Annotated in this window: 18 protein-coding genes and 1 other annotated feature; all 18 genes read right to left on the bottom strand. The window is 42.6% G+C overall.

The window, feature by feature from the left end; translation table 11 throughout:
• Nucleotides 1-10 precede the first annotated feature (10 nt).
• The 18 genes from dnaG to B5X77_RS20685 all read right to left on the bottom strand — a co-directional run bounded on the left by dnaG (nucleotide 11) and on the right by B5X77_RS20685 (nucleotide 19326).
• On the bottom strand, nucleotides 11-1816 hold the full coding sequence (gene dnaG, locus B5X77_RS20600; RefSeq protein ID WP_079509782.1) for a DNA primase: 1806 nt from the start codon (nucleotides 1814-1816) through the stop codon (nucleotides 11-13).
• Between the two features lie 15 nt (nucleotides 1817-1831).
• Nucleotides 1832-2281 (bottom strand): YaiI/YqxD family protein, encoded by a 450-nt coding sequence (locus B5X77_RS20605; RefSeq protein ID WP_079509783.1) that lies wholly within the window; start codon nucleotides 2279-2281, stop codon nucleotides 1832-1834.
• A 286-nt stretch (nucleotides 2282-2567) separates the two neighbouring features.
• Entirely contained in the window at nucleotides 2568-3386 is an 819-nt protein-coding gene (locus B5X77_RS20610; protein ID WP_079509784.1) for a pyruvate, water dikinase regulatory protein, read from the bottom strand.
• Between the two features lie 30 nt (nucleotides 3387-3416).
• Nucleotides 3417-4049, bottom strand: coding sequence for a helix-turn-helix transcriptional regulator (locus B5X77_RS20615; RefSeq protein ID WP_079510331.1), 633 nt, complete (start codon nucleotides 4047-4049; stop codon nucleotides 3417-3419).
• A 288-nt stretch (nucleotides 4050-4337) separates the two neighbouring features.
• Nucleotides 4338-6413 carry a glycine--tRNA ligase subunit beta gene (glyS, locus tag B5X77_RS20620; protein WP_079509785.1) on the bottom strand — a complete coding sequence of 692 codons (2076 nt, stop codon included), beginning with the start codon at nucleotides 6411-6413 and terminating at the stop codon, nucleotides 4338-4340.
• On the bottom strand, nucleotides 6406-7296 hold the full coding sequence (gene glyQ, locus B5X77_RS20625) for a glycine--tRNA ligase subunit alpha (RefSeq protein ID WP_079509786.1): 891 nt from the start codon (nucleotides 7294-7296) through the stop codon (nucleotides 6406-6408). Before glyQ ends, glyS begins: the two co-directional genes overlap by 8 nt.
• A 258-nt stretch (nucleotides 7297-7554) precedes the next feature.
• Nucleotides 7555-7727, bottom strand: a binding site (T-box leader).
• A gap of 73 nt (nucleotides 7728-7800) precedes the next feature.
• Complete coding sequence (gene recO / locus B5X77_RS20630; protein ID WP_079509787.1) at nucleotides 7801-8553, bottom strand: DNA repair protein RecO; 753 nt, start codon at nucleotides 8551-8553, stop codon at nucleotides 7801-7803.
• A 31-nt stretch (nucleotides 8554-8584) separates the two neighbouring features.
• The gene (locus B5X77_RS20635; protein ID WP_079509788.1) at nucleotides 8585-8728 is read right to left on the bottom strand and encodes a YqzL family protein; all 144 of its coding nucleotides are present in this window, start codon (nucleotides 8726-8728) and stop codon (nucleotides 8585-8587) included.
• Nucleotides 8729-8899: 171 nt separating this feature from the next.
• The gene (era, locus tag B5X77_RS20640; protein ID WP_079509789.1) at nucleotides 8900-9829 is read right to left on the bottom strand and encodes a GTPase Era; all 930 of its coding nucleotides are present in this window, start codon (nucleotides 9827-9829) and stop codon (nucleotides 8900-8902) included.
• A 432-nt stretch (nucleotides 9830-10261) separates the two neighbouring features.
• Nucleotides 10262-10648, bottom strand: a complete 387-nt coding sequence (locus tag B5X77_RS20645) for a diacylglycerol kinase family protein (RefSeq protein WP_079509790.1) — start codon at nucleotides 10646-10648, stop codon at nucleotides 10262-10264.
• A complete protein-coding gene (gene ybeY / locus B5X77_RS20650; RefSeq protein ID WP_079509791.1) occupies nucleotides 10632-11102 on the bottom strand; it encodes an rRNA maturation RNase YbeY in 471 nt (156 codons plus the stop codon). The genes B5X77_RS20645 and ybeY overlap by 17 nt, the downstream gene beginning before the upstream one ends.
• On the bottom strand, nucleotides 11099-13282 hold the full coding sequence (locus B5X77_RS20655) for an HD family phosphohydrolase (protein ID WP_079509792.1): 2184 nt from the start codon (nucleotides 13280-13282) through the stop codon (nucleotides 11099-11101). Before B5X77_RS20655 ends, ybeY begins: the two co-directional genes overlap by 4 nt.
• A 445-nt stretch (nucleotides 13283-13727) precedes the next feature.
• Nucleotides 13728-14687, bottom strand: a complete 960-nt coding sequence (locus tag B5X77_RS20660) for a PhoH family protein (RefSeq protein WP_079509793.1) — start codon at nucleotides 14685-14687, stop codon at nucleotides 13728-13730.
• Between the two features lie 2 nt (nucleotides 14688-14689).
• On the bottom strand, nucleotides 14690-15877 hold the full coding sequence (gene yqfD / locus B5X77_RS20665) for a sporulation protein YqfD (RefSeq protein ID WP_079509794.1): 1188 nt from the start codon (nucleotides 15875-15877) through the stop codon (nucleotides 14690-14692).
• A gap of 17 nt (nucleotides 15878-15894) precedes the next feature.
• Nucleotides 15895-16179, bottom strand: coding sequence for a sporulation protein YqfC (gene yqfC / locus B5X77_RS20670; protein ID WP_079509795.1), 285 nt, complete (start codon nucleotides 16177-16179; stop codon nucleotides 15895-15897).
• Between the two features lie 115 nt (nucleotides 16180-16294).
• Entirely contained in the window at nucleotides 16295-16852 is a 558-nt protein-coding gene (locus B5X77_RS20675) for a hypothetical protein (RefSeq protein ID WP_079509796.1), read from the bottom strand.
• Between the two features lie 34 nt (nucleotides 16853-16886).
• On the bottom strand, nucleotides 16887-17882 hold the full coding sequence (gene floA, locus B5X77_RS20680; RefSeq protein ID WP_079509797.1) for a flotillin-like protein FloA: 996 nt from the start codon (nucleotides 17880-17882) through the stop codon (nucleotides 16887-16889).
• Between the two features lie 130 nt (nucleotides 17883-18012).
• Nucleotides 18013-19326, bottom strand: a complete 1314-nt coding sequence (locus tag B5X77_RS20685; protein WP_373887829.1) for an NfeD family protein — start codon at nucleotides 19324-19326, stop codon at nucleotides 18013-18015.
• Nucleotides 19327-19626 lie beyond the last annotated feature (300 nt).

Genomic DNA, 19626 nt, shown 5'->3' on the forward strand with positions numbered 1-19626 from the left:
AGCATAAGCTCTATAATGTCTTACGCAATTGGATAATCTCCGTTGCGATTGCTGCAGCGCGCAAAAAGTCATTCTGACGTTCTGCCTGTTTTTGTTCTGCCATTTTTTCCTTTATTTTTAACATTTTTTGATAATTCAAGACCTGCTTGATATAATCAGATAATTCCTGATCGCTGAGTTCCTCGTTTAGAGGCATCATTTCAATATCAGCAACAACCCTTTTTAGCTTATTATCCTGAAGATAATTTAAGAACGCACTTGGATCAGGGTCATGTCCTTTTTCATAGTATGCAAATAAATAAGTAATAATAGCCTGATGTTCATCAATATTCATTATGTTCCCTGCAAGCAGCTCCTGAACCTTATATGTGACGTCAGCGTCTCTCATCATATGGTAGATGAGCCGTCTTTCGGCCGTGTGGTAAGCGGGCTTTAGCTCTGCCTTCCTTGAATATACGGCGGGCCTGGATTCTGCCCGGGGCTGGCTTTGCTTTTTGGGAGCCGCAGCCTGTGCCAACTGGTTGATTTGTTGGATAAGGGCATCAAGTGACAATGAAAATTCATTTGCCAACTGACGCAGGTACAGGTCTTTTTCTACTGCCTTATCAAGTGTACTGATCTCTTTGAGTACTTCTTCGATATATTGAAGACGATCTCCTTCATTCTGAAGGTTTTTTCCTCGGCGATAATATAGTAATTTAAATGCCATCAAGGTGGCGCTGGAGCCTATAACGTCATTTCTGAACTTTTCCTCACCATGTACCTTTATGAAATCGTCTGGATCCATCCCATCAGGCATCGTCGCGACCCTGACAGCCAGCCCGGCCTTTGACAGCATGTTTGAGGCCCTGAATGCCGCCTCTATGCCGGCCTTGTCCGAATCGTAACAAATTGTTACAGCCTCAACGTTTCTTTTTAGCAAGGAAATGTGTTCATCTGTCAACGAAGTTCCCATTGTGGCAACTCCATTTTCAACGCCTGCCCGGTTAGCTGAGATGACATCGGCGAACCCTTCGAAAAGGACAGCTTGCTGCTGTTTCCTGACCGAGCCGCGCGCAAGGTGGAAATTATATAAAATTTTACTTTTGTTGAAGATTTGCGTTTCTGGGCTATTCAAATATTTGGGCTCTTCGTCCCCCATTGCTCTTCCAGAAAACGCAATCGTATTTCCCTGGTGGTCCAGGATAGGGAACATGATTCTGTTGCGGAACCTGTCAAAGTATGTCCCATCGTTTTCCCGCTGGATGACCAGTCCTGCCTTCGAAATCCGGCCGAGCGTAAAACCTCTTTTTTCAAGCAGTTTTACTGCAAAATCCCACGAAGGCAAGGCATAACCTATTTGAAAACGATCAATGGATTCTTTGGTGAATCCCCTATTTAAAAGATACTCCAGGGCATCCTGACCCTCTTTTGTGTTTACCAGCAAATGATGATAGAATTTACGCAAGAGTTCATGCGCTTCAATCATTTGCTTTGAGCCTTCAGGCAGTTGTGGATTCCTGCCCGCCGCGTGACCTTCCAGCTTAAGCTCGATGTTTGCCATTTCGGCAAGCTTCACTGCAGCTTCCTGAAAAGACAGCCCATCTATATCCATCAGGAATGAAAAAACATTCCCGCCGGCTCCACAGCCAAAGCAGTGAAAAATCTGCTTATCCGGTGAAACTGAAAATGATGGAGAATTCTCCCCGTGAAATGGGCAAAGCCCAAAATAATTGCGGCCTTGCTTTTTCAACTGGACATAATCACCAATGACATCGACTATTTCAACCGCCTGCCGGATTTCATTTACTTTTTCCTCGGCAATCCTCTCTGCCATATGCATGACCTCTAATTAGTTGTGATTCCTTGAACATATCTTAAAATTCGACAAAAGCATGTTCAATTCCTCTATGAATTTTTCTCTGTCTTTTTCAGTGAAAGGTTTTGGTCCTTTCCCATAGTATCCCTGGCGCCTTGCTTTCGCAGAAATATATCTTAGCTCAAGCGCTGTCTGGATTCCTTTTTCTTCGTATAAACTTCCCCTTGGGGAGATGGTGTAAACCCCTTTCGCAATGAGTGTAGATGCTAGGCCAATGTCCTGCGTCACTGCAAAATCACCTTTCTTAACGTGATTCATTAAATAAAGGTCTACAGCCTCCTTATATGAATCGACAAAAACCCAGTTCTGCCCTTGAAGATCATTCTTCATATGGGCGTATGAAGCCACAAAAACAGCTTCGATGGCAAACTTCGAAGCAATTTCGACAATTTCCTTAATAACCGGGCAAGAGTCTGCATCCACAAAAAGAGTCTGACTGTTGATTTTACTAGTATTAATTCTACATCACTCCGCATATTCCTTCTTAGGAATGTATTTTTTAAAAGGGAATTTTGTCGAATTTTTTCGCGGTCAACATCTTGACAACTGATAATAAATAGTTTATTCGTAATCTGTCAAGTCTAAACCTAAACAGATACATTTTTATCACAATTTTTTATTATAGTATAAGATAGCCTATTTTTCCATCATTTTATCTTATCTATAAAGGCTGAAACACTAAAAAAGAAAAGCACATAAAGAATATGTGCTATTTGTCCATCGACTTGTTGCGGACCATATTGAGAATGACATTCGCCGTTTCTTCGACTGCCTTATTGGTCACATCGATGACCGGGCATCCAATTTTTTCAACGATTCCATCAAAATACTCAATTTCTTCTTTAATCCTCTCGATATTCGCGTAGATTGCCTGGTCGTTCAAACCGAGTGATATTAATCTTTCACGTCGGATCTGGTTCAATTTATCAGGCGATATCCTAAGGCCGAAGCACTTTTCTTTTGGAACAAGAAATAATTCCTCCGGAGGATCCACCTCAGGCACAAGCGGAACATTCGCCACTTTATAGCGCTTATGGGCAAGATATTGTGACAAAGGCGTTTTTGACGTGCGCGAGACTCCGACCAAAACGATATCCGCTTTGAGTATGCCCCTTGGATCGCGGCCGTCATCATACTTTACTGCAAACTCAATGGCTTCTACTTTTTTGAAATAATCTTCATCAAGCTTACGCACAAGACCTGGTTCATACAATGGTGTCTCACCGCTTAATACTTGAATTTGCTTCATGAGCGGCCCAATGATATCACAGGCATATATTCCCTCTTTACCTGCAGCCTCCAGCAGATATTCGCTTATTTCCGGCTTAACCAATGTGTAAGCGATCATTCCGCCATCATGCTTCGCCATTGTGATTACTTCATCAATATGTATTTTGTCCTCAACATATGGAAATCTTTTTAAGGACACATCCAAATGTTCGAATTGGCTGATGGCAGCCTTTGTCACGAGCTCCGCTGTCTCGCCGACAGAGTCAGAAACCACATAAATAACAGGTGTTTTATCCATTCCCAATCAACCCCTTCTCTGTCTTGGTTCTTATTCTTCTGCCAAGGCCACAAAAGCCTTGGTAATGTTTGTCTTGGTCAATCTTCCTACAATCTCATACCCATCATCTGTATCCTTGATGATTGGCAGGGCATCAATCTGTTTTTCAATTAATTCCTTTGCAGCATCAATCAGCAGATCATCACGACGGCACACCGTTATATTCGGCATCCTTGTCATAATAATATTGACCGGCAAAGTAGACAGTTCCTGTTTTCCGATGCTTGCTCTCAATAAATCTTTGCGTGACAAGACGCCTACCAGCTTTGAAGCTTTATCTACCACAAATAATGTGCCTACATCCTCAAGGAACATCGCAACTATTGCATCATAAACAGACACATTTTCAGGGATGACTACTGGTATAGACTGATAATCCCTGACGAGGATTTTTTTCAGATTCTCTGAAAGCAGCTGATTTCCAGATTTCCCTGTATAAAAATAACCCACTCGCGGCCTTGCATCCAGAAATCCCGCCATCGTCAAGATTGCGAGGTCTGGCCTGAGGGTAGCCCTGGTCAGATTCAGTCTCTCAGCTATATGCTCACCGGTAATCGGTCCATTATCCTTTACGATTTGCAGGATCTGCTCCTGTCGTTTATTCAGTTCGATTGTCCTCACCACCCATCGGGAATTTTTGATTCTCCCGTATTCTTGGTTTACAGCTTTTTCGATTCGGATCAGATTCAAGGACTGAGCAGAATGTTTTATGTACATAAAACAATTTAATCTCGAAAAAGCTTAATAAGATTATTATATACTACATGAGGTAACCAAAAGAAAGAACTTTCTAACGTTCTTATGACGGTTCCAATCTTGATGATTCAACCAATCAAAAACTTACTAAAGTGCCCTCCAGTGAAGGAAGGCACAATGTACATAACATTCAATTGCTGCTTTAAATCAGCTTTCTTACTTTACTACAATATCATTTACCTTGGCGAGTTTCATGATCAGGACGGCTAGTGCTGCCATTTGATTCAGGCGATTTTCGCGAACTTCCTGATTATCGGACATGACCATGGTATGATCGAAATAACCATTGATTTCTGGCTTAATGTCAGCCAGCAGCTGATAGTAGGAAGCTGCATCCATTCCTTCTTCTGCCCTTTTCCCAAGCTCAAGATATTTTTCATATAACTTTTGCTCATACTCATTTTCGAAGCGTTCCGGATCAATGTCCGCAAGCTCTTCTTTCTTGCTGGCAATATTCAGAACCCTGCTCAATGCTTCCATGCTTTCTTTGAAACCTTCCCTGCCGCTGGCATCTTGAAGTGCATCTGCTTTTTCAATTAGTCCGGAAACAATTCCGAGTTCCCCGCCAAGAACAGCATCAATCAGATCGTAACGGATTTCCCGTTCCTGCAGCAAATGCTTAACTCTCAGCTTAAAGAACTGGATAAGGTCATGATATACTTCTTCTTCAGAACGCTTTGCGATTCCTGCCTCGGAAACAAGATTAAGTGATAAGCCGACAAGGTTTTCCAGCGTGATTTCCCATTTCTTTTTAATCAGCGTCTGTACAATACCTGTCGCTTGCCTCCTTAAAGCATACGGGTCCTGTGAACCGCTAGGAATGATTCCCAGCGAGAAGAACGATACAATTGTATCGAGTTTGTCTGCTATTGCAACCAATGCTCCTGCCGGAGATGCCGGAACTGAATCATCTGCATTGCGAGGCATATAATGTTCATTGATTGCTGTTGCTACTTCCTTGCTTTCGCCTTTTTGCAAAGCGTATTTTTCTCCCATAATTCCCTGTAGTTCCGGGAACTCGTAAACCATCTGTGAAACCAAATCAAATTTGCTGATTTCTGCTGCTCTGTCAGCGGCTTTCGCAATTTCTGGGGCAAAGCCCACTCTGTCAGCGATCAACCCGGCAAGCTTTCGAACACGTTCGGATTTTTCAGCAATAGTACCGATTTCTTCGTGGTATACCACGTTCTTTAATTTTTCCAGGGCTGCTTCGATTTTCATTTTTTGATCTTCTTTATAGAAAAATGCGGCATCCGCCAATCTTGCTCTTAATACTTTTTCATTTCCGCGGGCCACCTTTTCAATATGGAGATGGTCACCGTTCCTTACAGTGAGAAAGTGAGGAAGCAACTCGCCGTCTGCAGACTTGACAGGGAAGTATCTCTGATGCTCCTTCATCGACGTGATCAGGACTTCACTCGGTATTTCAAGGTATTCTTCTTCAAAACGTCCATATAATGCGGTTGGATATTCAACCAGATTATTGACCTCTTCGAGCAGGTCCTCATCTACCGGAATCACCCACCCATTTTCTTCCTCGATTTTTTCAAGCTGTGACGTGATTGCGTCTTTACGTTTTTGGGCATCCGCTACAACATACTGGCCCAATAATGCTTCTTCGTATTCCTCCGGGAAAGATAGCTGTATTTCCCCTTCCCCGAGAAAGCGATGGCCTCTTGTCTTGTTGCCTGTTTGAACACCAGCGATTTCAAAAGGAATGATGTCGTTGCCGAACATAGCCACCAGCCATTTGATCGGGCGGACATAACGAAGTTCAAGATCTGCCCACCGCATATTTTTCGGGAAGGTCAGTCCAGTAATGATTGCATTTAACTCTACAAGCAAATCAAAGGTTTCCTGCCCTTTGATGAATTTCTTCACATGTGCATACTCTACGCCATTGATTTCCTTGAAATAAATATCCTCAACTGTCATGCCCTGTCCGCGTGTGAAGCCAATTGCTGCCTTGGACCACTCGCCATCCTCCGTTAGAGCAATCTTTTTCGCGGGTCCTTTTGCTTCTTCCTCGCTGTCCTCTTGACGCTCATCGACACTCATAACAAGCAGTGCAAGCCTCCGGGGCGTGGAAAACATGCTTAAGCTTTCGTAGCCAATATTATTCGTCTTCAGCCAGTTCTCTACTTTGGAAGCCAACTGATTAATGGAATCAGTTATAAATCTTGCAGGCATTTCTTCCAAACCCACTTCAAGCAATAAATTCCGTTTAGTCATTTTCCACCTGCTCCTTCCTTTTTATAATTGGGAAGCCCAGTTTTTCTCTTTCTTCATAGAAGGTTTTGGCAACCTTTTTGGCAAGGTTCCGTATGCGGGCAATATATCCTGTTCTCTCCGTTACGGAAATGGCACCTCGTGCGTCAAGAATGTTAAAAGTATGGGAACACTTGAGAACATAATCATATGCAGGATGGACAAGCCCTTCATCCATCTGGCGGTTCGCTTCTTTTTCATAAATGTTGAAAAGGTTGAACAGCATATCCTTGTCAGAAGTTTCAAATGTATACTTGGAGTGCTCATATTCAGGCTGGCCAAATATATCTCTTACTGTAAAACCGTTTGTCCACTCAAGGTCGAAAACATTTTCTTTATCCTGGATATAAGATGCCAGGCGTTCGATTCCGTATGTGATCTCAACGGAAACTGGCTTGCAGTCTAGACCGCCAACCTGCTGGAAATACGTGAACTGTGTTATTTCCATGCCATCTAGCCATACCTCCCAGCCAAGGCCAGCACAGCCAAGGGATGGGTTTTCCCAGTTATCCTCAACAAAGCGAATATCGTGTTCGATTGGATCAATTCCCAACGCTTTCAGGGAATCCAGGTAAATTTCCTGGATGTTATCTGGAGATGGCTTCATGATTACCTGGAATTGGTGATGCTGATAGAGCCTGTTAGGGTTCTCGCCGTAGCGGCCATCTGCCGGGCGGCGTGACGGCTCTACATAAGCAACATTCCAAGGTTCAGGTCCAATCGCACGTAAAAATGTATATGGACTCATCGTTCCTGCACCTTTTTCGGTATCATAAGCCTGCATTAAGATGCAGCCTTGTTCAGACCAGTGTTTTTGCAATGTTAAAATCATATTTTGTATATTCATCTTTACACCTCCGAATTTTTCCATTTATTAAAGATATGATTATTTGGGTCTTTTTTCTCTAACTTGGTTGCTACTGACTACACAAATATGATGGAATTACCTAAGTTTTTTCACAAAATCAACGCTTATTAGGAGAAATGAGCTTGCCAACTTAGTACCGACCTACAAACTGTCTTTTATCACGTTAACAACAATCTTTACGAAACAGCCTTATTTTAAAATCAAAAAAACTCTCGCCTCCTATGCATCGATTTCATGCATAGGGACGAGAGTTTACCCGCGGTTCCACCCTATTTGCTGCCAGAAAGCAGCCTCTTTAAAAATGATGTCGCTCCAGAATGCCTTCCTTAATTTCTGCCATCCGGCTCACACCATACCCGGACTCGCTAATGCAGAGTGATTTAAGTACTCTTTTCCTTCACAGCAACATTATGTAATTGTCATTAAAAATCAGAAAAAGCTTTTGTTTTGAATAATAGCGAAAAGATTCAGCAATGTCAATAGTTATAGGCGATCCCTGAAGGAATCCATTTGATCCAGAAATTTTCTTGTTTTTAAATATAGCCCTGAATATTCATCATAGTATGCTGTGATGACTTTTTTTAATTCAGCCTTTGTTTCCGGCTTTACTGAGATATTTCCCAGTCGGCTAAGGTCCAGCAGATAAAATAAGCGCAGCAGCCTTACTGTCCCCGGAGAAATTTTGATTCTGTAAGGATCTGTCTCAAAGCATCGGTGACAAAGGAGCCCACCTTCTTTAATCGAAAAGTGGAACTCTCCTTCGGTGTTTCCGCAAATGGTACACCTGTCCAAAACCGGATACAAACCCTGGACATTGAGCATTTTCATTTCATAGATAAACGTGAGAATTTCCATATCATAACCTTCATTCATATAATTAAGGGTCTGAAGAAGGAGTTCGAACATAAAAGGATTTGATTTTTTATCCTCTGTCACTTTATCCGTCAAATCAATAATATAACTGGCATGGGCCGTCAGAAAAATGTCCTCGCGTATTGACCGCATGGAAGATATCATGTCTCCCTGCTGCAGTCCGCCCAGCCCTGAACTTGCCTGAAAAAGATAGTAACCATACGTAAAAAGCTGGGTGACGGCAGAAAGCCTGCTGCTGGGCTTTTTCGCACCTCTTGCCATCACACCAACTTTTCCGAATTCCCTGGTATATAAAGTTACAATTTTATTGTTCTCGCCATAATCAGTCGTTCTAATGACAATGCCTTCGCATTTCTGCAGCATCCTCTGTCACCATCCATTACTACAGACAAACCTATGAGATTGGAAAATCAATTTCTGCTAGTTCTTCCTCCGAATAACCGGGTATTTCTTGATTGTCTTTCTCTAATTCCTTAAAGAGAAGATACGTGTCAATGTTACCTGTTTGCGAAAAAACCTTCCAGGTAAAATCCAACATCGAAAACCCCACCTTTCATATTTTCACTAGCAATTTTATCTATCCCAAATCCTTATGAATATCATGGCCTGCCGAGCAGATTTTCATGTTACGCAAAAATTGTAAATTCTATTTATGAATAATATTTGGAAACCCTTAATATGTTATGGATGGAGCATTTGCCAAACAGGCCTAATATTCATCTTCCCTGAAACCAAAATCCCTCAGCTGAGTGGCTTTATTTCTCCAATCTTTCTGTACCTTTACCCATAACTCCAAAAACACCTTTGAACCAAGCAGATTCTCGATATCATGTCGGGCCCGTTTGCCAATTTCCTTTAGCATACTTCCCTGTTTGCCTATAATAATGCCCTTTTGGGAATCCCTCTCGACAATGATTGTTGCCATTACATGCACCATTTCCTTTTCAGGCTGGCGTTCCATCTTCTCGATAACGACAGCAAGTGAATGAGGTATTTCTTCCCTAGTCAGGTGCAATGCTTTCTCCCTGATCAGTTCGGAAACGATGAAACGTTCCGGATGGTCGGTTACCTGATCCGCTGGATAAAACTGCGGGCCTTCCGGCATTTTTTCCTTGATTTGTTCAAGCAGCCTTTCGATATTGTTGCCTTCCAAAGCCGAAATTGGCACGACTTCTTCAAAATCGAATTTTTCATTGTAGGACTCGATCAGTGCCAATAATTGATCAGGATGAATCAGGTCAATCTTATTGATGACAAGGAAAACAGGTGTCTTTACATTTTGCAGTTTCTCAATGATAAATTCTTCCCCGCGCCCATATCCTTCCTGCGCATTGACCATGAACAAAACGAGATCGACTTCTTTTAACGTATTTTGCGCTACCTTCATCATGAAATCCCCGAGACGGTGCTTGGGTTTATGAATTCCTGGAGTGTCGATGAAGATCAACTGAGAATCCTCAAGGGTCAAAACTCCCTGAACCTTATTCCTTGTCGTTTGCGGCTTATCGCTCATGATTGCAATTTTTTGCCCGATTACACGGTTAAGAAAGGTTGACTTTCCTACATTAGGTCTTCCGATTATTGATATGAATCCTGATTTGTGCTGTTTGTTGTTGAGATCCTGGTTATTTGAGTTCATTCCTGTAATTCCCTTCTCCACTTTATTTTAACTTATTTTCAGTGTCATTTCATTGTTTGTAGCAAAAATGAAATATTAAATTTTTAAATTTTCTAAAAACATACAAGCACTGTTTCTACACTGTGATGATATTTTACTTAAGTTTCTTCCTGTTTTCAAATCGGGTCAAACATGTATGGAGGTTTTAACTCTTGTCCTTTCCATTATGTGACCTATATCAGTCAGGAGTTTTACAAAAAGGCTGTTCGAAAAGATTGTTGTTCACGTGATAAAAGCCATTTTGCAGGCCGGTAGTAAGTTGGCAAGCCCTTTTCTCATAATAAGCGTTAATGTTGTGAAGAAACTTAGTTAATCCCATCCTTTTTTGCAGTCAATAGCAACAAAGTTTGAGAAAAGAGCCTACAAAAAAGAAAAGTTGCCCATTCAGGACAACTAACTCAACCAGGCTGAAATTTTTGGCAGAAATATAATCATACCGATGATGACACTGGCGATTGCAAAAACAAGGACCGCACCGGCAGCTATATCTTTCGCCTGTTTTGCTAGAGGGTGGAACTCCTCTGTATACATATCAACCGTTCTTTCAATTGCTGTATTCATCATTTCCATCGAAATCATTCCGCCAATACACAGAATGATTGCAATCCATTCGAATTTGTTAATTGAAAAAAAGAATCCGGATATGATGACTATAACAGAAATTGCAGCGTGGATTTGCACATTTCTTTCCCTGGCTGCAGCTGTGGCGATTCCTTCGAAACCAAATTTGAAGGAGGAAGCTAAGGGGTGCTTCCTCCGATTATCAGCGTCCAAGGCCATATCCTTCAAGTATATCCTTTTGCCTGTCAAACATTTTCTTTTCATCCTGTTCATTCATATGATCATAGCCTAATAAATGCAGGAATCCATGGACCGCTAGAAACCCCAGTTCCCTCATGAAGGAATGGTTATATTCCTCTGCCTGCTCCCTGGCCTTTGGAATGGAAATGATGATATCGCCAAGCACACGAGGAATTTCCTCCCCGATGATTTCGATTTCACCTTCTCCAATTTCCTCCATGGCAAAGGAGATGACATCCGTCGAACGATCTTTATCACGATATTCCCGGTTGATTTCCTGAATTCGTTCATTTGATACAAATGTCACAGAAAGCTCGCTTCCTCCCTGGACATTCTCATTTACAGCAGCATAATTCAAAAGCTTTTCAATTTCTTCTGCTTCTTCTTTTGATAATTCATTTGTTTCATCCAAAAAGTCGATTTCTAAATTCATGCCTGCTTCACCTTCTGTTTATTCATTTCTGGATACTCGATTCTGGAATGGAATATCCCCTTTAATGTTTCGCAAAGAGTATCAGCAACCGTGTCGAGCTCTTTAAGAGTAATGTCACACTCACTTAGCTGCCCGTCTTGAAGACGGTCCCTGATAATATTATCAACCAATGTTTCAATTTGCTCATGTGTAGGGTGGTTCATCGAACGTACGGCTGCCTCAACGCTGTCTGCAATCCCGATAACCGCAGACTCTTTTGTTTGAGGCTTTGGTCCTGGATAGCGGAAATCCTCCTCTGCTACCTCATGGCCATTTTGTTTGGCTTTATAATAAAAGAATTTCAGTAAAGTGGTACCATGGTGCTGCTCGGCGATATCAATGATTTCCTTAGGCATCCGATGTTTTCTCAGCATATCCGCTCCATCTGCAGCATGGGCGATGATGATATTTTTACTTGTCAAAGCCGGCAATTTATCATGAGGATTATCCATATTAATTTGATTCTCGATAAAAAATTGCGGGCGTTTTGTCTTCCCGATGTCATGATAATAGCATCCAACCCTGGCTAAAAGTCCATTCGCCCCTATTGCCTCACATGCTGCTTCTGATAAATTAGCTACCATGACACTATGGTGATATGTTCCTGGAGCTTCAGTAAGGATCTTTCTTAAAAGCGGATGGTTCGGATTGGAAAGTTCAATCAGCCTTAGAGTTGAAAGAATGCCAAATCCTGCTTCAAAAAATGGCAGTAAGCCAATCGTCAATACAGCAGAAACTATTCCGGATACGAATGCGGCAGTAATATAAAACCCGTATTCTAAACCAGAATATTGGCTATTCCTAAGGAACAGGACCGAAAGGATGACAATCAAATTGGCCACCGATACAAATAAACCTGCCTGAAGGATTTTTGATCTTCGATTCTGTTTTTGCAAAAACAGGATAGCAGCCAGACCGCTCATCAAAATATAAATTCCAAGCGAGACATTCAGTGTTCCAGTTATGCCTTCATTAAAAATAATGCTGCCAGTGACCGCAAGGATGGCCACCTGCAATAAGGCAAGCCTTTCATTAATCAGAATCTTAATCAACATTGCTCCCATTGCTGCAGGGAATATATAGCCAATTTCCGAATACTCGAATTCGTCGAACAGACTGACCAGCTTCATCAATAAAATCGAAGTGATAAAAATAATGCTGAATATCAAAAGGTTCTTTTGTTTTTTATCAGCGTTCTCCATTTCGTTAAAAACGACATATAGGCCAAACAGGATCAATGCCACAATCATTGCCAGCCCGATGAATGGCTTAAAGGAATTTTCACTTTCCAATAGCCCGACAAGCTGTAGTTTTTTATAGATATCCCTGCTGATCAACTGTCCTTCATCCACTATTATTTGCCCTTCGAGAATCCTTACTGGTTCAACACTGTCCATTGCCTGCTGACGCAAGTCTTCAGTAGCTTCGGGATCGTAGAATTCATTCTGGACCACGGCATAACGGCCGATTTCTATGACCGCCCTTTTTAAACTGCCGCTTAAACTGGTATACTTTAATTCTTCCTCTACATTTAATTTCGCATTCTCCACTTCATCTGCGGGAACACTGTGCTTCATCGTATTATTTATCGCTGTGACAGTAAGGTCCCTGGCTGTTTGCAAATCTCCATTCGGAGCTTGCAGCAAGGCTATAAAAACCTCATCAGAAAGACTCTTCGTCTCACTATCGGTCAATTTCGTTTTTAACTTTGCCAGTTTCTCCTCAATAGTTAGTCCATCCGGTGATGAAACAGCCTCTTCATCTCCCTCGGCAGCTGTTTTTTTCTGCTGTTCAATCTCTTCCTGCGCTTCAGCGTTGACTTCCGATACTGAACCAAAAATTGAAGTGACCAAATCTACCCTGTTCTGGGTATATTCCCTTTTCACCCGATAGACATCCTTTACCTGTTCGACAGCTTCCCTCCGATTTGCTTCTGTACTTTCTTTATCCTCAATCGTAATAGGCGACCGGATTGTTTGCTCTGCCACAGAGAATAACTTGAGGTCAAGTTTCTCAGGCTTTACATTGCTATACATTGCAGAGTACATAACAATTCCAATCAGAAAAAATAACAACACCCGAAAAATCTTGATATTCAGCAAGTTCAATATGGCAGTCAATTGGACCTGCAGCTTTTCCATTCCCAACCCTCCTATAAGAAAAGTACAAGCGCCCAGGTTAACCACGATAAGCGTGAACCTCAATAACGCCGCATCGAAGGCGGCATGTCTGCACATCTTAGGTCGAGGCTGGCAGTGAAGCCGTTTTTTGACTTCATCGACGGCCGAAAAAAGCAGCTGGATAGTGCCTCAAACTGTTTAAGCTTACAAGCACTTTCGTGGATAAGAACGGCCATGCGCTTAGGCTAGACATTTCTCAAAGTGAAATATTACTAATTTTTATAAATGAACGAATAGAGCTTGTTTGAGAATAACTGGGAAATTCACCTAACATTATGTACCATCATATCAGTTTTTCTCTAAAGTTTCACCTCTATTTAAAGGCAGCCTCTGTCAAAAGGTTTTCAGATGTTTTTTTGCCCAAACAAAAGTCCGCTCTCATTTCTTCATGGAGCGGACATGGTTATTATTCATTTTTTCCATAAGCTTCTATAATTCGTCCGACAAGCGGATGACGGACGACATCTGCCTGTTCCAAATGTACAAAAGCGAGCCCAGAGACGTTCTTCAACACATTTTCTGCCTCAACAAGGCCCGATTTTGCTCCTTTTGGCAAATCGATCTGGGATGTGTCACCTGTGATAATCATTTTGGATCCAAACCCAAGACGGGTCAGGAACATCTTCATCTGAGCCTGGGTCGTGTTCTGCGCTTCATCAAGAATGACAAAAGCGTCATCAAGAGTCCTTCCCCTCATATAGGCAAGAGGCGCAATTTCAATCGTTCCTCTTTCAATCAAACGCGATGTATGTTCAGTCCCCAGGATATCATGCAAGGCATCGTACAGCGGGCGGAGGTATGGATCAACCTTTTCCTTCAAATCCCCTGGAAGGAAGCCCAGACTTTCTCCTGCCTCTACCGCTGGTCTTGTTAATATAATTTTTGACACCGTTCCATTCTTCAGGGCTGTGACAGCCATGACAACCGCAAGATAGGTCTTGCCAGTACCAGCTGGCCCGATGCCAAATACAAGGTCACGGCTCTTAATGGCATTTACATAATGCCTTTGCCCAAGTGTCTTGACTCTTATGGACTTCCCTTTTACATTTTTACTGATTTCTTCATCGTATAGATCCTTGAAGTATTCCAGAGTTCCTTTTTCAGCCATTTGAATGGCGTAAACGGCCTCTCTCTGGCTAACGCTTATTCCTTTTCGGATCACTGCCAGGAGATTCTCCAGAACAGCCTGGGCCAGCGCGACCTGTTCATCAGGGCCCGAGATGCCCATCGACTCGCCACGAGTCACAATCGAAACATGAAGCTCCTGTTCAATCAATTTCAAATTCATATCTGCATTGCCGAATAATGAAACGGCCTCATTTGGGTTCGCTAGTTGTATTTCAGTCGTCTTTAGGTCCTCTGTCATTCTCAGTCTCCTTGAATAATTGGTTGTCCTTCTGCAATATCTTCAACGATTGTAAAATGTGTGATTAGTTTTACTTTATCATTCTCAATTGACTGATGTAAAATTTTTTCCCCTTTTATGATAGCATTTTCAGGGATAGAGTTTTTTATATCCTTTCTTGCAAGTTCTTTTGCACTTTCAATTGCTTCTTTCCTGGTATAGATGCGTGTAACTTGCTCGCGCTCCCTGATTGTCTTTTTTTCAATCATGACAGGAAGCTCCCATTTAAAAAATCTTACAGGCTGCTCAGAGATTTCTGTTTCAAACTCCTTGAATTCATTTTTCCCAAAACCCCAGACAGGCATCGCTTTTCCTGCTACTTTTAGAAAAAATCTTCTTTTCTCGTTGCCATTATAGACCTGAAATGTACTCTTTAATGGAAGTTCCACCTTGGTTGAATACCATGTCTCGCCGAGAATTTCCCCTGTGGCGGCCACAACTTTCGGATTATCCTCATTTCCATATAAGCCAGAAACAAGGAGCTGGCCGGGCTTTACGAAATCATTCACTTCCACAACCGGATCGCCTTTTTCCACAAAGATTTTGACGATAGCTGCTTTCCTTTTTGCCACCAGATGCCTGGGACCATTCACTTCCCCTTTTTCCGGTTCACTTTTCTCGACAGCCTGAAAATGATAGGTGGTCCCTTTCAGTTCCACGCCTATCCATGTCAGGGCACCAACCTTATCTGTCAGTTCCTTCTGGATACTTTCCACATTATCAATGGAAAATTGCATTTTGCCAACGCCTATTCCCATCCTGTCCAATTCCTTACGAATTTGATGTTCCGTTGCGGGACTTGCCCCTTTTATCTCTATACCCCAAACCATGTTCGATAGAATCATGATCAATACAATAAATAAGATTGCTCCTGCTAAAAATCCACTGTTTGTCCATAATTTCTTTAAAAAGAAAGGGCCGCCCGCCCTCTCCAGAAATCTGATTTTACAATTGCTCTCCCTCGCAGGCACCCTCAGTTTATTTACATCCTGCAGATTGACGAAAAAAGTGACCGCTTCAGACCCATGCTTTTTAACATTCCAGATTGATACACCATTGCGCGTCAGCTGGTTCAGGAATCTTTCTATTCCCTTTCCTGTCAGCTTCACCTTTACTGTGCCTGAAAAGGTGTGAATCCATTGGTTTTTCATTTGACTCCCCCTCAAACTCAATCATTGATATACAGAACCTGATCTATTTTCCCTTCAAGTAATATCTCTTCAGGCAATATTGTCTTAATCACGAACGCCTTGCCCTTGACCAGAAGCTGCCCGCCTTTAATCATCAGCCTTACTTCACCATCCGAAAAAGCAAGCAGACCCCGGTGGTTTTCTATATAAATATGGACTTGCCCAATCATCGTGATTCTAGGGAGATCCATCATGACATCTTGAGGAAGATCCATTTTTTGTGTCATCCATTTGCGTACATACTGGCCCCATTTTTTTGCCATAAAAAAAAGAACCCCCTTTCATCTCATATGTATGAGAAAAAAGGAGGTTCTAGCACCATTTTTAACTTTATCTAACCATTCTTTCAAACCTTCGTGAGTATGCAATTCTCTTTACTTACAATCTCCTTGCCTGGTTGAAAGGCTTTTTGGCGCGGGGCTTGCCAAGGACCTCAGCCCAAATCAGCCCCTCTACCAGGGTGTCCCTGTCAGGCTGGAACACGACATCTGATGTAACCTGCTCTCTCTTTTGCTTAAGCCGGCCTGAAGATTCACCTGATGACATCCTGCCTGTGTTCTGCTTTTTCCCTGGCTCATCAGATTGCCGCTTTCTTTCCTGATACTTCTTTTGAAGGTCGGTAATGGTTTCAACACCTGATTTCACCGGTGTTTTCTTGCCAGTACCACGGCCTTGCCCTTCTTCTCTGCGCGCATCCAGCCCTGGATCGTAATCCTGGTCTTTTTCCATCTCAGGACGCTGGGGTTCAATTCTAGCTTCTGCAGGCTGTCTTCTCACAGGTGGAGGACCAGGCGGCTGGAACGGACCAGATGGCCTTACCGGACGGCGCTGAGGATGATTCCCATCTCTCTTCTTTTGATTGAACAAACTGGATATCGCACCGATGAGAATGAACAGGGCTATAGGATTAGTCAGAATATCAAATAAAAATTCCATGAGGAGCCCCCCTTTCTTTTATCGGGTTCTCGCATCAGTTATTATTTTTGTCATCTTTTTTACTGTTTGAAAGCTTGCCAATGGAGCCTCTCATACCTGTGTCAGCTTCAATATTCTGGATGTTCATATAGTCCATCACACCGATATTGCCTTCACGAAGCGCTTCTGCCATAGCCAGTGGAACAGTAGCTTCTGCTTCGACTACTTTCGCTCTCATTTCTTCGACGCGTGCCTTCATTTCCTGTTCCTGTGCTACTGCCATGGCGCGACGCTCTTCGGCTTTCGCCTGGGCGATTTTCTTATCTGCTTCAGCCTGCTCAGTCTGCAGCTCAGCACCGATGTTCTTGCCGATATCAACGTCCGCAATATCAATCGATAGAATTTCAAAAGCTGTTCCCGCATCCAGTCCCTTCGAAAGGACTGTTTGTGAGATCATATCCGGATTTTCCAGCACTTTTTTATGATTATCGGAAGAACCGATTGTTGAAACAATACCTTCACCTACACGAGCAACAATCGTCTCTTCACCGGCACCTCCGACAAGTCTGTCGATATTCGCCCTAACAGTGATTCTTGCCTTTGCCTTCACTTCAATCCCATCCATGGCTACCCCAGCAATGAATGGAGTTTCAATTACCTTAGGGTTAACACTCATTTGTACCGCTTCCAATACATCACGACCTGCAAGGTCAATCGCAGCAGCTCTTTCGAATGAAAGTTCAATATTCGCACGATGTGCAGCAATCAGGGCGTTAACAACCCTATCGACATTACCTCCAGCAAGGTAGTGGCTTTCCAGCTGATTTGTCGTCACATTCAAACCTGCTTTATGCGCCTTAATCATCGGATTGATAACCCTGCTTGGAATTACCCTTCTCAATCTCATTCCAATCAACGTGAAAATGCTGACCCTTACACCCGCCGCTAATGCTGAAATCCACAGCATTACTGGAACGAATGTCAGCAAAACACCAAGGAAAATGATCCCAAGTGCAACTGCAATTAAAATAAACGCTGTTCCTGCTTCCATTTGGACTGCCTCCTAAAATTATATTCCCCAGGCGGTTGATCTATTGATATGAATCATTGCCTCTGGTTTATCTCTACTTGTTATGACTTTCCATTGCAGAGTTAGCAACAATACAACGAAAGAAAACAAATTAGATTACTTCTATCTCTCTTACCACAATTCTTGAGCCTTCTGTTTTAATAACCCTTACTTTTCTGCCTTTTGGAACAAATCCACCGTCGCTGACAACATCAATGCGTTCATCTTCCACGATGATCGTGCCTGAAGGCCGGAGAGGCGTCACCGTCATTCCTTCTACTCCAATCAGTTCCAGGCGATTTTTATTCGACACATAACCCTTTTCAGTGCTTGTTGAATCGGTGAGTATGATTCTCTTGAAAAATTTCATCTTTTTTCCAAACACCCTTATCATCAAAATAGATAAAACGATAGACGCTGTCAAGGCAATCAGTAAAGAGATCCCCATGTGGACCACATTATCGGATGCCATAAAAAAGCTCGCGACAATTGCCAGCAAACCAATGACTCCAGCTATTCCCCCTGCAATAAACAACTCAAGCAGGATTAACCCGATTCCTAGAGCGAACAGGATTAGCGTCTCGTAACCGGCCAGCCCGGCAACCATATGTCCATAAAAGAATAATAGCAATGCTGATAAACCGGCAATTCCGGGTAAACCGAATCCAGGCGAGTAAAGTTCAAGAATCAAACCCAGGCTTCCAATGGTCATCAAAATCGGAACGACAACAGGATTAGTTATGAATCTCGCCAGTTTTTCCGCGAAAGTTTCATCCACATTCCGGATTTCAGCATCCACATAGCCCAGTTTTTGCAATAATTCATTAAGGTTTTTTACAGTTCCTTCTGAATAACCCACCTCAAGTGCCTGCTCGGCTGTTAAGGTAAGAAGCCTCCCCTTTCCCGCTCCCAGTTCAGGCAGATCAATGCTTTCATCCGCCATCGCCTGGGCGTATATCGGGTCCCTGCCACTTTCAACGGCTGCTGCTTTCATGGCTGCAAACCAATAAGATTCCGCTTTCTTTCCAGCCGTATTGCCCTCCTGGTCAATAATCGCAGCAGATCCCATCGTGGAGCCAGGAACCATATAAATCTCATCCGTGTTCAGGGAAATGTATGCTCCAGCGGATAATGCCTGCTTATTGACGAAAGCCACGGTTTTCAAGTCGGTGCCCGTGAGCAGTTTACCAATGCCGCCAGCCGCATCGACAGCTCCCCCGGGAGTATTAACATCAAAAATGATTGCTTCTGCACCAGCCTCTTCCGCTTCTTCCACCGCTCTTTCCAAGAAGGCAAGCATACCCTTTTCGACCGTTTCTTTAATCGGGACCACATAAACGACTTTTTGATCCGCATCTGCAGTGAACGGATTAATCAGACTTGCCAGGGATAAGAGGATAATGATGCTGGCAATCACTGACTTGATATTCAATTCGGCACCTCCATTCATAAAAATAAGGCCATAGTGGTAATACGCATATGCACACTAAAAAGTTTCAATCTTTTTTACAGATCATTAAAATAAGTACAATCGATTTGAATTGGGCAATTATGAATGTAAATATGCTGGATTAATAATGAACTTGTGCTGGCGATGCCTTGTAAGTAAGCTATGTGCCCTTTTTTGGGGCTCCTGTTTCATTTTGGGCTCATAGAATGTTTCTATGTGCCCTTTTTAAGGCTCCTGCTTCATTTTGGGCTCATAGAATATTTCTATGTGACCTTT

The organism is Mesobacillus jeotgali (assembly GCF_900166585.1).
GTDB lineage: Bacteria > Bacillota > Bacilli > Bacillales > Cytobacillaceae > Mesobacillus > Mesobacillus jeotgali_A.